17 protein-coding genes are annotated in these 14688 nt (G+C 61.0%); 2 read left to right on the top strand and 15 right to left on the bottom strand.

The genetic code is table 11. The features are described from left to right. Nucleotide 1: 1 nt before the first annotated feature. The 11 genes from lipB to PMI32_RS01655 all read right to left on the bottom strand — a co-directional run bounded on the left by lipB (nucleotide 2) and on the right by PMI32_RS01655 (nucleotide 10435). Nucleotides 2–649 carry a lipoyl(octanoyl) transferase LipB gene (gene lipB, locus PMI32_RS01605; RefSeq protein WP_008035101.1) on the bottom strand — a complete coding sequence of 216 codons (648 nt, stop codon included), beginning with the start codon at nucleotides 647–649 and terminating at the stop codon, nucleotides 2–4. After that, entirely contained in the window at nucleotides 649–924 is a 276-nt protein-coding gene (locus PMI32_RS01610) for a DUF493 domain-containing protein (protein ID WP_008022933.1), read from the bottom strand. Before PMI32_RS01610 ends, lipB begins: the two co-directional genes overlap by 1 nt. Nucleotides 925–1010: 86 nt before the next feature. Continuing rightward, on the bottom strand, nucleotides 1011–2168 hold the full coding sequence (locus PMI32_RS01615; RefSeq protein WP_008035100.1) for a D-alanyl-D-alanine carboxypeptidase family protein: 1158 nt from the start codon (nucleotides 2166–2168) through the stop codon (nucleotides 1011–1013). 182 nt (nucleotides 2169–2350) lie between these two features. Further along, the gene (locus tag PMI32_RS01620; RefSeq protein ID WP_008035099.1) at nucleotides 2351–3361 is read right to left on the bottom strand and encodes a septal ring lytic transglycosylase RlpA family protein; all 1011 of its coding nucleotides are present in this window, start codon (nucleotides 3359–3361) and stop codon (nucleotides 2351–2353) included. Continuing rightward, nucleotides 3361–4371 (bottom strand): lytic murein transglycosylase B, encoded by a 1011-nt coding sequence (gene mltB / locus PMI32_RS01625; protein ID WP_008035098.1) that lies wholly within the window; start codon nucleotides 4369–4371, stop codon nucleotides 3361–3363. Before mltB ends, PMI32_RS01620 begins: the two co-directional genes overlap by 1 nt. A gap of 17 nt (nucleotides 4372–4388) precedes the next feature. Beyond that, complete coding sequence (gene rodA / locus PMI32_RS01630) at nucleotides 4389–5492, bottom strand: rod shape-determining protein RodA (RefSeq protein ID WP_050550375.1); 1104 nt, start codon at nucleotides 5490–5492, stop codon at nucleotides 4389–4391. 31 nt (nucleotides 5493–5523) lie between these two features. After that, nucleotides 5524–7419: a penicillin-binding protein 2 gene (gene mrdA, locus PMI32_RS01635; RefSeq protein ID WP_008035095.1), complete on the bottom strand. Its 1896-nt coding sequence runs from the start codon at nucleotides 7417–7419 to the stop codon at nucleotides 5524–5526. Between the two features lie 9 nt (nucleotides 7420–7428). Then, nucleotides 7429–7896, bottom strand: a complete 468-nt coding sequence (gene rlmH / locus PMI32_RS01640; protein WP_007937439.1) for a 23S rRNA (pseudouridine(1915)-N(3))-methyltransferase RlmH — start codon at nucleotides 7894–7896, stop codon at nucleotides 7429–7431. Nucleotides 7897–7905: 9 nt separating this feature from the next. Beyond that, nucleotides 7906–8400 carry a ribosome silencing factor gene (gene rsfS / locus PMI32_RS01645; RefSeq protein WP_008035092.1) on the bottom strand — a complete coding sequence of 165 codons (495 nt, stop codon included), beginning with the start codon at nucleotides 8398–8400 and terminating at the stop codon, nucleotides 7906–7908. A 72-nt stretch (nucleotides 8401–8472) separates the two neighbouring features. Further along, entirely contained in the window at nucleotides 8473–9162 is a 690-nt protein-coding gene (nadD, locus tag PMI32_RS01650) for a nicotinate-nucleotide adenylyltransferase (RefSeq protein WP_085989747.1), read from the bottom strand. 1 nt (nucleotide 9163) lies between these two features. Then, the gene (locus PMI32_RS01655; protein WP_008035088.1) at nucleotides 9164–10435 is read right to left on the bottom strand and encodes a glutamate-5-semialdehyde dehydrogenase; all 1272 of its coding nucleotides are present in this window, start codon (nucleotides 10433–10435) and stop codon (nucleotides 9164–9166) included. A gap of 177 nt (nucleotides 10436–10612) precedes the next feature. Between PMI32_RS01655 and PMI32_RS01660 the strand changes: the two genes are divergently transcribed. After that, on the top strand, nucleotides 10613–11311 hold the full coding sequence (locus PMI32_RS01660) for a DNA-3-methyladenine glycosylase (protein WP_032829223.1): 699 nt from the start codon (nucleotides 10613–10615) through the stop codon (nucleotides 11309–11311). A gap of 170 nt (nucleotides 11312–11481) precedes the next feature. Next, entirely contained in the window at nucleotides 11482–12798 is a 1317-nt protein-coding gene (locus PMI32_RS01665; protein WP_008035085.1) for a bifunctional DedA family/phosphatase PAP2 family protein, read from the top strand. Between the two features lie 53 nt (nucleotides 12799–12851). Here the strand turns inward: PMI32_RS01665 and PMI32_RS30485 are convergent, their stop codons facing one another. The 4 genes from PMI32_RS30485 to PMI32_RS01680 form a co-directional block, all read right to left on the bottom strand. Beyond that, entirely contained in the window at nucleotides 12852–13019 is a 168-nt protein-coding gene (locus tag PMI32_RS30485; RefSeq protein ID WP_008035083.1) for a hypothetical protein, read from the bottom strand. 129 nt (nucleotides 13020–13148) lie between these two features. Further along, a complete protein-coding gene (locus PMI32_RS01670; protein ID WP_008035081.1) occupies nucleotides 13149–13739 on the bottom strand; it encodes an LON peptidase substrate-binding domain-containing protein in 591 nt (196 codons plus the stop codon). 10 nt (nucleotides 13740–13749) lie between these two features. Further along, on the bottom strand, nucleotides 13750–14466 hold the full coding sequence (locus PMI32_RS01675; protein WP_008035079.1) for an LrgB family protein: 717 nt from the start codon (nucleotides 14464–14466) through the stop codon (nucleotides 13750–13752). Beyond that, the coding region (locus PMI32_RS01680; RefSeq protein ID WP_008035077.1) for a CidA/LrgA family protein at nucleotides 14463–14688 on the bottom strand (226 nt) is incomplete at its 5' end. The genes PMI32_RS01680 and PMI32_RS01675, both read right to left, overlap by 4 nt.

Below are 14688 nucleotides of genomic sequence, written 5' to 3'. Positions count from 1 at the left end.
ATCAGTCGATTCCGCCCGTTAGGGTCGTCTGCTCAGCATAGTCGAGGTGTTTGACGAGCTGCGCGCGCAGCCGGGCACTTACCTCGGCAAATTCAATCGATCCTGCGTGATCGCTCAGCTGGGTCATCGCCAGCCCGGCGTAGCCGCAGGGATTAATCCGTCGAAACGGTTCCAGGTTCATGTCCACGTTCAGGGCCAGGCCATGAAAGGAACAACCGTGGCGGATCCGCAGACCCAGGGAAGCGATTTTCGCCCCATCGACGTAGACACCCGGTGCATCCGGCTTGGCCGCAGCCGTCACGCCGTAGCTGGCCAGCAGCTCGATCAGGCAGAACTCCATGCGGGTGACCAGGTCACGCACGCCAAAACCCAGCTTGCGCACATCGAGCAACAGATAGGCGACCAACTGGCCGGGACCGTGATAAGTCACCTGACCACCGCGATCGACCTGCACCACCGGAATATCCCCCGGCAGCAACAAGTGCTCGGCCTTGCCGGCCTGGCCCTGGGTGAACACCGGCGGGTGCTCAACCAGCCAGATCTCGTCCGCGGCATCGCTGCCGCGTTCGTTGGTGAAGCGTTGCATGGCATGCCAGACCGGCTCGTACGCCATCTGGCCGAGCTCGCGAAAGCCCAGCGTGCCAGACATCACAGCACCATGTGCACGAAGCCGGTAGCCCGCAGTTCGCTGTTGATGTTGTACAGCTGGTCCTGGTCGGTGGCGACGATGTGCAATTGAATCGTGGTGTATTTGCCGTTGGTGCTTTGGCGCTCATCCACACGGTCATGGTTGATCGTCGCGTGTTTCTTGACGATCTCGATGATCCTGTCTTTGTTGCCAACACCGGTATCGCTGATCACCTTAACCGGGTAATCAACGTTGGGGAATTCGATCTTGGGCGCCTTTACTTCAGTATCGGTCATGGCGTAACGGCCTCGTAAGCGTAAGCCGTGGCGACGGGCATGACCCCACGCCGGATGAGCGCGGGACCATGCAGGTGCACACTAATTCAGTTGAACAAGCCGTAGAAGAATAGACGGATGCTATCCCACATGCGACGGAAGATACCACCCTCTTCGACGCCATCCAGAGCGATCAGGTCAGCGCTGTGCACCACCTTGTCGTCCAGTTTGACTTCGACTTTACCGATCACGTCGCCCTTGGCGATTGGCGCAACCAGTTGCGGGTTCATGGTCATGCTGGCAGCGAGCTTTTTCAGCTGGCCTTTTGGCAGGGTCATGGTCAGGTCTTCAGCCAGGCCGGCCTTGACTTGATTGGTGGAGCCTTTCCAGACAGGGGCCTGAGCCAGCTCGGCGCCTTTCTGATAGAAGGTCTGGGTTTCGAAGAAACGGAAACCGTAGGTCAGCAGCTTCTGGGTTTCCGACGCACGTGCCACTTCGCTGTTGGTGCCGAACACCACGGCGATCAGGCGCATGCCATCACGTACGGCCGAAGACACCATGCAGTAGCCGGCTTCATCGGTGTGGCCGGTTTTCAGACCGTCGACAGTCTTGTCGCGCCACAGCAGCAGGTTACGGTTAGGTTGCTTGATGCCGTTCCAGAAGAACTCTTTCTGCGAGTAGATCGCGTAGTGAGCCGGGTCTTCGTGGATGATCGCGCGAGCCAGCACAGCCATGTCGTGAGCCGACGAGTAGTGCTCAGGGTTCGGCAGACCGGTCGGGTTCATGAAGTGGCTATTGGTCATGCCCAGGTCGGCCACGGTTTTGTTCATCATGTCGGCGAACGCGTCTTCGCTGCCGGCGATGTGCTCGGAGAGCGCAACACTGGCGTCGTTACCCGACTGAATGATGATACCGTGCAGCAGGTCGCTGACGGTCACTTGCGAACCGACCTTGATGAACATCCGCGAACCGCCAGTGCGCCAGGCGTTTTCGCTGACGGTCACCGGGTCGTTTTCGCCGATCTGGCCGCGACGGATTTCCAGGGTCGCGATGTACGCGGTCATCAGCTTGGTCAGGCTGGCAGGAGGCAGACGCTGGTCACCGTTGTTCTCGACCAGCACGTTGCCGCTGCTGGCATCCATGAGCACATAGGCTTTGGCGGCCAGTTGTGGCGGCGACGGCATCATCTCGACCGCGAAAGCGGCAGGCGAGAGGAGCAGCGGGACTAGAAGGCACAGGCGTTTGGCAAAGGTGGTGATGTTCATCCGTCTCTCGAAATCGCTAATGGAAACTGCCCGAAGGCAAAACTAATCAGACAGCCTTCTAACGAGCTGTCGCGTGTTCAGTCGTTCACTCAGTACCCTTGCCGGGCTTTTGTTCTTCAACGAGCCAACAACCAGGTCCACCCCTCAAAACCGCAAGTGAACCGTCAATCAAGTACTACGTATTACTCGGCGGTGACCACGCTCGGCGAACCGAGATTGGCCAGGCGCACGCTGTTCTGCACTTGCTGGATTTCACCCGGCGAGCCGATCGGCCCCAGGCGCACCCGATGCAGTGTCTGTTGATTACGCACGATCGAGCTGATGAACACCGGAGCGCTCACCATCCCGCTGAGCTTCGATCTCAGGAGTTCTGCAGCGTCCGGGTTGGCGAACGCGCCCACCTGCAGATACTGGCCAGAGGCTGGTACAGAAGCGTTTTTTTTTGCATCGATCTGCACGGGTACAACGGCCGCGGCGTGTTGCTGCGGCGGAGGCGTCCATTGCTCGACCGTGCCGGCAGAAGCGGTAATCGTCGGCGCGGCATTTTGCGCTACTTGTGGCTCGTTGAGCATCAAAGGCGCCGGACGGCCTTTGGCCGCCCACCATTGCTGCGGGTCGATGCCTTCGACCTTGACCCGTGCGGTGCCGGTTTCGGCGTAGCCGAGTTTCTTCGCGGCAGCGTAGGACAAGTCGATGATGCGATCCGAGTAAAACGGCCCGCGATCGTTGACCCGCAAAATCACTGACTTGTTGTTGTCGAGGTTGGTCACCCGAACGTAACTCGGCAGTGGCAAGGTCTTGTGAGCGGCGCTCATGCCATACAGGTCGTAAACCTCGCCATTGGCGGTGTTCTGGCCGTGGAACTTGGTGCCGTACCAGGACGCCGTGCCCGAGGCGACGTAGGTCTTGGATTCTTGCAGCGGGAAGTAAGTCTTGCCCAGCACGGTGTACGGGTTGGCCTTGTAAGGCCCGGTGTGCAGGGTCGGCGTGGCATCCGGGATGCGCGATACGTCGACGTCCCACCACGGTGCGCCATCTTTGTGGGCGCGGTTGATGTCCAGCCCCGGCGTCGAGCGCACGGCGGTGGATGATTTCTGCGACGGTGCGCGGCTGGTCGAACAACTGGCGACCAGCACTGCCAACGCGGCGAATGCCATCAGCTTCAGGGGTTTATTCATAGGCAATGCCCGCATTACTTGACGCCCCGTGCTTGGACCAGCTGTTCAGACAGTTGATGTACTGCCATGGCGTACATCACGCTGCGGTTATAACGCGTGATTGCGTAAAAATTCGTCAGGCCCATCCAGTATTCAGGGCCATTGTCACCTTCCAGGCGGAATGCCGTGACCGGCATATCATCGCGCAGCGCATCATGACTTGACCACCCTAGAGCCCGCAACTCCCCGACGGTTTTAGTCGGTTCGATGCCGGTGGTCAAACCTTCGTCGACTTGATCGCCACGCACATCGGCGCGGCTGACCACCGGTTCGCCGGCCACCCAGCCGTGACGCTTGAAATAACTGGCGACGCTGCCGATGGCATCGTCCGGATTGGTCCAGATATTAATGTGGCCGTCACCGTCGAAATCCACCGCATAGGCGCGAAAGCTGCTCGGCATGAACTGCGGCAAGCCCATCGCCCCGGCGTAGGAGCCTTTTAGGGTCAATGGATCGACCTGCTCTTCCCGGGCCAGCAACAGGAATTCACGCAATTCCTTGCGGAAGAATTCGGCACGGGGAGGATAGTCGAAACCCAGGGTCGACAAGGCGTCGATTACCCGGTAATTGCCGGTATTTCGACCGAAAAACGTCTCAACGCCGATGATCGAGACAATCACCTGGGCCGGTACGCCATATTCCTGCTCGGCACGGGCGAGTACCGCCTCGTGCTGCCGCCAGAAATCCACGCCGCGTGCGATGCGCGCGTCGGTGATGAACATCGGGCGATATTCTTTCCACTGCTTGACCCGCTCGGCGGGCTTGGAGATCGCGTCCAGAATCGACTGCTTGCGCTCGGCTTCGCGGAACACGCCCATCAGCTGTTCACCGGCAAAACCGTAGTCGCGGGTCATTTCACCGACGAAGCCGGCCACCTGGGGTGAGCCTTCGTAATCGCCGGCCAACGCGTCCTGCGCTGTGCCAAGGATGCTTACCAGGCCGACCCATGGCGCGTATCGAGTCGCCCAGCCACGCATTACTTGCATTGAAATCTTCACCTTATTCAAACCTGTGCGATCCACTTGCGATGGGTATGGATCGACATCAAAACCCCAAACGCTGACAGCAGCGTTACCAGCGAAGTTCCTCCGTAGCTAATGAACGGCAACGGCACCCCTACAACCGGCAACAGGCCACTGACCATACCGATGTTGACGAAAACGTAAACAAAAAACGTCATGGTCAGGGCGCCCGCGAGCAGTTTGCCGAACAATGTCTGGGCCTGGGCGGTAATCACCAGCCCGCGACCGATCAACAGCAGGTAAATCAGCAGCAGTGCGCAGATGCCCACCAGGCCGAACTCTTCACCCATCACCGCAATAATGAAGTCGGTGTGGCTTTCCGGCAGGAAGTCCAGGTGCGATTGCGTGCCCAGCAGCCAACCCTTGCCGAACACGCCGCCGGAACCGATGGCGGCTTTTGACTGAATGATGTTCCAGCCGGTGCCCAGCGGATCGCTTTCCGGGTCGAGGAACGTCAGGATTCGTTGCTTCTGGTAGTCGTGCATGATGAAAAACCACATCCCCACGGCCACCGGCACAGCGGCGGCCAGCACGCTGATGATCCAGCGCCAGCGCAGCCCGCCCATGAACAAAACAAATGCGCCACCCGCCAGGATCAGCAGCGAAGTGCCGAGGTCGGGCTGACGCACGATCAGAATGAACGGCAAACCGATCAGGAACAGACTGACGCCCACATGCTTGAGCTGCGGCGGCAAGGTGCGCTTGGACAAGTACCAGGCGATGGTTGCCGGCATCAGGATCTTCATGAACTCCGAAGGCTGGAAGCGGATCACCCCCGGAATGTTGATCCAGCGCGTGGCGCCCATGGCGTTGTGACCCATGACGTCCACCACCACCAGCAACAGCACGCCGACGACATAAGCGACCGGCACCCAACGGGCCATGAAGCGCGGCTCGAACTGGGCGATGACGATCATCGACACCAGGCCGATGCCGAAGGAAGTGGCTTGCTTGGCCAGCAGGTCCCAGCTCTTGCCGCTGGCCGAATACAGCACGAACAGGCTGCCGGCGGCGAGGGTCAGCAGCAGGATCAGCAGCGGTCCGTCGATGTGCATGCGTTGCAACAGCGTCGCACGGCGACGCATCACATCCTCGCTGGAGAGGATGCGATCGAAATTACTCTTCACGGGCCGTAGCCTCCGCACTGATAGGGCTGGCGTATTCGGCTTTCAGTCGGCCGTCCTGGTCGAGGAGCCAGGCGTCCATGACTTGACGCACCACAGGCGCGGCGACGCCGGAACCGGACTCGCCGTTCTCGACCATCACCGACACCACGATTTTCGGGTCGTCGGCCGGCGCGAAGCCGACAAACAAGGCGTGGTCGCGATGACGTTCCTGAACCTTCGAGCGGTCGTACTTCTCGCCCTGCTTGATCGCGACCACCTGGGCGGTACCACTTTTGCCGGCGATCCGGTATTGCGCGCCGATCGAAGCCTTGCGCGCCGTACCGCGCGCACCGTGCATCACTTGCTGCATGCCGTGGTTGACCCGGGTCCAGTCGGACGGATCGCGCAGGATGATATCCGGCATCGGATTGTCATCCTTCGGCCGCTCACCTTCGACGGTCTTGGCCAGGTGCGGACGGTTCCACACGCCTTTGTTGGCCACCAGCGCCGTGGCCTGGGCCAGTTGCAGCGGCGTGGATTGCATGTAGCCCTGACCGATCCCGAGAATCAGCGTTTCACCCGGGAACCAGGCCTGACGCCGGGTCGCACGCTTCCACTCACGGGACGGCATCAGCCCCGGCGACTCTTCGAACATGTCCAGCGAGACCTTTTGGCCGATGCCGAACTTGCCCATGTAGGCCGACAAGCGATCAATCCCCAGCTTGTGGGCCAGATCATAGAAGTAGGTGTCGTTGGACCGCATGATCGCCGTGTCCAGATCGACGTAGCCGTCACCGGTACGGTTCCAGTTGCGATACTTGTGATCGTAATTGGGCAGCATGTAGTAGCCGGGGTCGAAGACCCGGGTCGACGCGGTGACAACGCCCGAGTCCAGGCCTGCAATGGCCACCGCTGGCTTGATGGTCGAACCCGGTGGGTAAAGACCACGCAGCACGCGGTTGAACAACGGCCGGTCGATGGAATCACGCAGTTCGGAATAAGCCTTGAAGCTGATACCGGTCACAAACAGGTTCGGGTCGAAACTCGGCTGACTGACCATTGCCAGCACTTCACCGGTTTTCGGGTCCAGCGCGACCACCGCACCACGGCGACCGCCGAGTGCCGCTTCGGCCGCTTCCTGCAACTTGATGTCCAGGCTCAGGACGATGTCCTTGCCGGGAATCGGATCGGTACGCTTGAGCACCCGCAGAACGCGGCCTCGTGCGTTGGTTTCGACTTCTTCGTAACCCACCTGGCCATGCAGCTCGGGCTCGTAGAAACGCTCGATGCCGGTCTTGCCGATGTGGTGGGTGCCGCTGTAATTGACCGGATCGAGAGACTTCAGCTCTTTCTCGTTGATCCGCCCCATGTAACCCACCGAGTGCGCAAAGTGCGCGCCCTGCGGGTAATGCCGCACCAGCTGCGCAACCACTTCCACACCCGGGAGGCGGAACTGGTTCACGGCGATGCGGGCGATCTGCTCTTCGGTCAGCTCGAACAGGATCGGCACCGGCTCGAATGGCCGACGCCCCTGGCGCATGCGTTTCTCGAAGATCACCCGATCCTCGGGCGTCAGTTCCAGCACTTCGACGATCACGTCGAGCACTTGCTGCCAGTCGCCGGAACGCTCGCGGGTCATGCTCAGGCTGAAGCTGGGCCGGTTGTCAGCCACCACCACGCCATTGCGGTCGAAGATCAATCCGCGGGTCGGCGGAATCGGCTGCACATGGACGCGGTTGTTTTCCGACAGGGTCGAGTGGTACTCGTACTGGATCACCTGGAGGAAATACAGGCGAGCGATCAGCACGCCAATCAGCACCACCACTGCAATAGCCCCGAACACGACGCGGCCACGCACCAGACGGGCGTCTTTTTCGTGGTCCTTGATGCGGATCGGCTGGGACATGAGGCAGAACTACTTGTGGTAAGGGTGACCGGACAGAACTGTCCAGGCACGGTACAGCTGTTCGCCGATCAGAATCCGCACCAGCGGGTGCGGCAACGTCAACGGTGACAACGACCAGCGCTGATCGGCCCGCGCACAAACTTCCGGCGCCAGCCCTTCGGGGCCGCCGACCATGAAATTCACCGTGCGCGAGTCCAGCCGCCAGCGATCGAGCTCGACCGCCAACTGCTCGGTGCTCCAGGGCTTGCCGTGGACTTCGAGGGTGACAACGCGCTCGTTCGGCCCGACCTTGGCCAGCATGGCTTCGCCTTCCTGACGGATGAAGCGTGCCACGTCGGCGTTCTTGCCACGGGTGTTGAGCGGTATTTCCACCAGTTCCAGCGCCAGCTCGGACGGAAGACGCTTGGCATATTCATGCCAGCCTTCTTCCACCCACTTGGGCATGCGTGAACCGACGGCGATCAGTCGCAGTCGCACAGCAATCCCTTACAGCTGGTCTTTGTTGAGCTTGGTGAAATGCTCGTGGGTGTTTTCCGGGCTGTGATGCGCAGCGCTGGCCGAACGGCTCTGCTCTGCACCGGCCCACAGGCGCTCCAGGTCGTAGAACTGGCGAGCCGAGGCGGTCATCATGTGCACGATGACGTCGTCCATATCCAGCAGGACCCAGTCGCTGTCGCCCTTGCCTTCTTCACCCAAAGGCTTGACGCCCTGGGCTTTGACGGCCTCGCGGACCTTGTCCAGCATGGCGCCGATCTGGCGGTTGGACGTACCGGTAGCGATGATCATGAAGTCAGTGATGCTCTGCTTTTCACGAACGTCGATGACCTGGATGTCCTGGGCCTTCACGTCTTCCAGGGCTGCCACGGCAACCTTGACCAGCGCTTCGCCAGCCAGCTCAGGGCCGGTTGGAGCTTCTACTGGCAGCGGGGCGCTCTTGAATGTGCCTTTGCGCTTTACTTTAGCTACGTCTTTGTCAGTCATATAAAACTCGTTTTGCTCGTATGTTCGGGCGCTTCGCTACACGCATTCACGTGCCTTGAAGCGCACCCTTTTTCAGTTCGACGCACGGTAAAGTCCGTGCGCATCGATGTAGGCCAGGACCGCGTCGGGCACCAGGAAACGTACCGACTTACCGCTGGCCAGCAGTTGACGGATCTGGGTGGCGGATACCGCGAGCGGCGTCTGCCAGACGAATGCAATCTGTCCGCTCGGCCCTTTAAGGGCCAGCGGGTCGCTCACCGAGCGCGCTGCCAGCAGGTTGCGCAAGGCATCCGGCGGTTCGCTGTCGGCATCCGGGCGTTGCAGCACCAGGATGTGGCAATGCTGGAGCAACTCTTCCCAGCGATGCCAAGTGGGCAGGCCGCAAAATGCGTCCCAGCCCAAAAGTAGAAAAACCTGGTCTTCAGCGGCCAGTTCGGCGCGCATCAGTTCCAGGGTGTCGATGGTGTAGGACGGCTTGTCCCGCTGCAATTCGCGGGCGTCCACCACCAACGGCGCCACACCGGCCACCGCGCACTCGACCATCGCCAGACGGTCCTTCGCCGACACCTGCGGCGTACCGCGATGAGGCGGCCTTGCACTCGGTGTCAAACGTAACTCGTCGAGCCCCAGCGCTTCGGCGACTTCCAGCGCACCGCGCAAATGGCCGATGTGCACCGGGTCGAACGTCCCGCCCAGCATGCCGATACGTCGAGGCGCAGGTTCGCTGGTGGTTACCGGGGCCGACGGATCAAGGTCGCCCAAGTCAGACCGACGCCTGGCCGCGCAACTGGCCATCACCGACCACGATGTACTTCTCGCAGGTCAGACCTTCGAGACCCACCGGGCCGCGGGCGTGCAGCTTATCAGTAGAAATGCCAATCTCGGCACCCAATCCGTATTCGAAGCCATCAGCGAAGCAGGTCGGGGTGTTGATCATCACCGACGACGAATCGACTTCCGCGACGAAACGCCGGGTGTCCGCTAGGTTTTCGCTGACGATCGAATCGGTGTGATGGGAGCCGTACTTATTAATGTGCTCGATGGCCTGGTCCAGCCCGTCGACCACGCGGATCGAGAGGATCGGCGCCAGGTATTCGGTGTGCCAGTCTTCTTCTGTGGCCACTGCGGCATCGATGATCGCCCGAGTGCGCTCGCACCCCCGCAGTTCAACGCCTTTCTCGCGGAACTGGGCAGCCATCGATGGCAGGAAATCTTTGGCAACGGTTTGATCCACCAACAACGTCTCCATCGCACCGCAAATGCCATAACGGTAAGTCTTGGCATTGAAGGCAATACGCTGGGCCTTCGGCAGATCGGCGTGGGCACTGACGTAAACGTGGCAGATACCGTCCAGATGCTTGATCACCGGCACACGCGCATCACGGCTGACGCGCTCGATCAGGCCACGGCCGCCACGGGGCACGATGACGTCGACGTATTCAGGCATGGTGATCAGCGCGCCAACGGCGGCACGGTCGGTGGTTTCGACCACTTGCACCACGGCGGCCGGCAGATCGGCTTCGGCCAGGCCGCGCTGGATGCAGGCGGCGATGGCACGGTTGGAATGAATCGCTTCGGAACCGCCGCGCAGGATGGTCGCGTTGCCGGACTTCAGGCACAGGCTGGCGGCGTCGATGGTCACGTTGGGCCGGGATTCGTAAATGATCCCGATTACGCCCAGCGGCACACGCATCTTGCCGACCTGAATCCCCGACGGACGGAAGCTCATGTCGCGAATGGCGCCGACCGGGTCCGGCAACGCTGCAACCTGGCGCAAACCGACGATCATGCCGTCGATACGCTCCGGGGTCAGCGCCAGACGTTCCAGCAGCGCAGGTTCCAGGCCATTGGCTCGACCAGCCGCCAGATCCAGCTCATTGGCGGCCGTCAGCTCGGCACGCGCGGCATCCAGCGCATTGGCAGCCGCCTGCAAGGCGCGGTTTTTCTGCGCGGTGCTGGCACGGCCGATGATGCGCGACGCTTCACGGGCGGCGCGACCCAGGCGGGTCATGTAGTCGAGAACGGACTCAGTCATTGTCTGCTGTGATCTTGGCAAAGATGAAAGCGGCAGATTATAGCTGTCGCGTCCCCTGACTAACAGCGGTGACGGGCGGATGGTCGAAATGGAGGGCAATTTGCCGACGTTCAGCCGTGATTAAGCTGCAAATTGTTATCATCACGACTCAATCAGCTTTGATAAATGCCGCTCATCATGTCCAACCTGACTGTTCGTGCGACCGATGCGAGCCTGCCCACCGGGCTCCCGGACGCATTTTTCGACCGGGATGCGCAAACGCTGGCCCGGGATTTACTTGGCAAAGTCATCCGGCATCGGGTCGGTGAACTGTGGCTCAGCGCCCGGATCATCGAGACCGAAGCCTATTACTTCGAAGAAAAAGGCAGCCATGCCTCTCTCGGCTACACAGAAAAGCGTAAGGCTTTGTTTCTGGATGGCGGCCACATCTATATGTATTACGCCCGGGGCGGCGACTCCCTGAATTTCAGCGCTCAAGGTCCGGGCAATGCGGTTTTGATCAAATCCGCTTATCCGTGGGTCGATGAGTTGAGCGGCCCGGCTAGCCTGGCGCAGATGCTGCTGAACAATCCCGACGCCCAGGGACGCCCTCGCCCGTCGCAAAAACTCTGTGCCGGGCAAACGCTGTTGTGCAAGGCGCTGGGTTTGAAGGTGCCGGTCTGGGACGCCAAGCGTTTTGATCATGAAGTGCTGCTGGTGGAGGATGTCGGCCCGGCACCGGGCCACATTATTCAAACCACACGCCTGGGTATTCCCCATGGGCGCGATGAGCATCTGATGTACCGCTTCGTCGACGCGGCTTACGCGCCGTATTGCACGCGGAACCCGCTGCGACGGGGGCAGGTCGAAGGTCGCGATTATTTTTTGCTGACCTGAATAATTGTGCCCCCCCTGTAGGAGCGAGACCGGCTTGCCGGCGATGGTCTCCAGAACGCTGCGTTTATCCAGACGGCACGCGTTATCGTTAACGACCATCGCGAGCAAGCTTGCTCCTACAGGGAGGGCCGCGGTGTTTTGAAGATTGATTATTCAATGGAGTTGTTTTTATGGGCCCATGGCTCGATAGCGTGACCGGATGGCTGACGGTCAACCCGCAATGGCTGGCTGCGGCGGTGTTCATCGTGGCCTTCGTGGAATGCCTGGCGATTGCCGGACTGATCGTACCCGGCACGGTGTTGCTGTTTGCCGTCGCCGTGCTGGCCGGCAGCGGTGCACTGTCGTTGAGCGAAACCTTGCTGCTGGGATTCGCCGCCGGCGTGCTGGGCGATATCGTTTCCTACTTTGTTGGGCGACATTTCCATCAGAACATCCGGCGCCTGCCCGGTCTGCGCCATCACCCGGAGTGGATCGCCGGTGCCGAGGCTTACTTCCAGCGCTATGGCATCGCCAGCCTGTTGGTCGGACGATTCATCGGGCCACTAAGGCCGATGCTGCCGATGGTCGCCGGGATGTTTGACATGCCGTTCCCGCGCTTCGTCGCCGTCAGCCTGCTGGCCACTGCCGGCTGGAGTGTTGCCTACCTGCTGCCCGGCTGGGCCACGGGCGCGGCGATTCGCTTGCCATTACCGGAAGGTTTCTGGCCTGAGGCCGGGATCGTCGCCGGCAGCATCGCCGTGATGGTCGGCCTGAGCGCAACCAGCAGCCTGCGCCGTCATCGCAAGGCCACGATACTGATCGCCAGCATGAGCTTGTTGATTCTGGCCGGATTGTTTATCGGCTACCCGCACCTCACCGCTCTCGACCAGGGCTTGATGACACTGGTGCAGGAACACCGCAGCCCGATGCTCGATGAAGTCGCCGTGACTTTCACGCTGATCGGCGAGTTCCGCAACATGCTGCTGTTCAGCGCCCTGCTGACCGTTTTGCTGCTGCTGACCCGGCAATGGCGACAGGCGATTTTCGCCGGCAGCACGCTGCTCGTCACCGCACTCGGCAATACACTCACCAAACACTTTTTCGCCCGGTTGCGTCCGGAAGTCCTGAGCGACCCGCTTACCAGCTACAGCATGCCCAGCGGCCATGCCTCGGGCTCTTTCGCGCTTTTTCTGACGCTCGCCGTGCTGGCCGGTCGCGGACAACCGCCAAGGATGCGCCTGACCTGGTTGCTGCTGGGTTGCCTGCCGGCGCTGGCGATTGCCTTGTCACGCGTGTACCTGGGCGCGCACTGGCCAACGGATGTGCTGGCCGGCGCCATGCTGGCGGCGTGCGTGTGTGCGGCGAGCCTGGGGTTGAGTCAGCGCCAGACACCGCTCAACGCCATGCCACCCAAAGTCTGGTGGCTGGTGTTGCCGGCAATGGCGGTGTTATTCGGCTTCTTTGCGTTGCGGCATTTGCCGCACGCGATGTTGCGGTATGCCTATTGATCGAACACAAAAAGCCCGAGCATTGCTCGGGCTTTTTTATCCAGCGAAATTGTTCAAGTACGTCGAGCTTCGCGTTTTTCGATCAGTGCATCCGCGGCATCGACGGCAGCCTGAGCAGCGACTTCATAGTTGAATCGCTGTTGACTCTTCAGCACTACCAGCATGACCTCAACGGCGCATTGATCCCAGATAGCCTGTTTTTGTGTTGCGTCGGAATCCATTTACATCTTCCTTTTCAAGTGTGAACCCACTTCCTGTGGGCAGACTTGAAACTATGCGCATCCGTTGCTTCCGACAATGCTGGCCTGAGGCCCAAACTGCTACCAAATGCGTTCATCAGCCCTTCGCTTTCAAGCGAACAACTCACCCTGCAATTCATCGAGCAGCGCCTGGATCGCATCCAGTCGTTGCTGCGGATCGTCGAGTTGCAGCAGGTCGATCTTGTCCACCTCGGCGAATGGCAGCAGGTACGCCAACTGATTGGCCAGCGACTGTTGCCCGGTCGCTTCGGTGCCCATGTTCAGCGCTTCGACCATCGGGTGTTCGGCCAGGGCCTTGAGCAGTGCGACGAGGTCGGCATCCTCATCCTGCAAGGGTTGCTCCGGCTCGTCTTCCAGCCACTCGACCTCGGCGACGGTCAACTGATCGCGCTGAACCTCGGTGCGCAACACGTGAAAACGCCGCCCGCCCTGCACCCGAATGCCCAGCAGGCCATTGTCCTGCTGCTTGAAATCGGTGATCAGCGCCTCACACCCGACCAGCGCATAACCTGACGGGGCGATGCCGACCTCTTCACCCTCAAGGATGCACACCACGCCGAAGCCGCCGCCCTGTTTCATGCAGCGACCAATCATGTCCAGGTAGCGCGCCTCGAAGATCTGCAAGTCGAGGATGCAGCCCGGAAACAGCACCGTATTCAGCGGGAAAAGCGGCAAGCTCATAGACATTTCCTTACACCACCATCGACACCGCCAACGGCAGGAACACCGCCGTGGCCACGCCCATCAGACTCATCGCCAGCGCCGCGAAGGCGCCGCATTCTTCACTTTCCTGCATCGCCACGGCCGTGCCCACCGCATGGGCGGTCATGCCCAGCGCCATGCCGCGCGCCTCGGGGCTGTGGACGCCGAGCCGGTTCAGCAGGCTCGGCCCAAAGATCGCCCCGATCACGCCGGTGATCAACACAAAAACCGCCGCCAGCGCCGCGACGCCGCCGATCTGTTCGGCCACCAGCATGGCGATCGGCGAGGTCACCGACTTCGGCGCCATGGTCATCAGGATCATGTGCTCTGCACCAAACGACCACCCGAGCAACACGCCCATGCCGGTGGCAATCACGCCACCTATCACCAGCGTAGTAAATATCGGCCAGAACAACTGCCGAATCCGCCGCAGGTTGAGGTAAAGCGGCACGGCCAGCGCAACGGTGGCCGGGCCGAGCAAAATGCTGAGGATCTCGGTGCTCTTGCGGTACTCGGCGTAGGTCAGGCCGCAGCCGACCAGCACGCCAATGACCAACAGCATGGAGACCAGCACCGGCTGCAGAAAAATCCAGCGGGTTTTCTCGAACGCCGCCAACACCAGCTGATAGGCGCCGAGGGTGATGCCGATGCCGAACAACGGATGATGAATCACCGACACCCAGGCGCCCTGCCAGTCGAAGATCATTGCGAGTCCTCGCGGTGCGCGTGGCGTTTGACCATGCGCTGCATCAGCACACCGGCGAACGCCATGGACAGCAGCAGCGACAACACCAGTGCACCGACGATGGCCCAGAAGTCCGCGGCAATGTCCTTGGCGTAAACCATCACGCCCACGGCAGGCGGCACCAGCAACAACGGCAGGTAACGCAGCAGGCTGCCGGCCGCCAGGCTCAACGGCTCCCCCCCC

Source organism: Pseudomonas sp. GM60, assembly GCF_000282415.1.
GTDB classification, from domain to species: Bacteria; Pseudomonadota; Gammaproteobacteria; order Pseudomonadales; family Pseudomonadaceae; genus Aquipseudomonas; species Aquipseudomonas migulae.
Note: the sequence above shows the minus strand (reverse complement) of the source record. Positions and strands in the feature narration are given on the sequence as shown.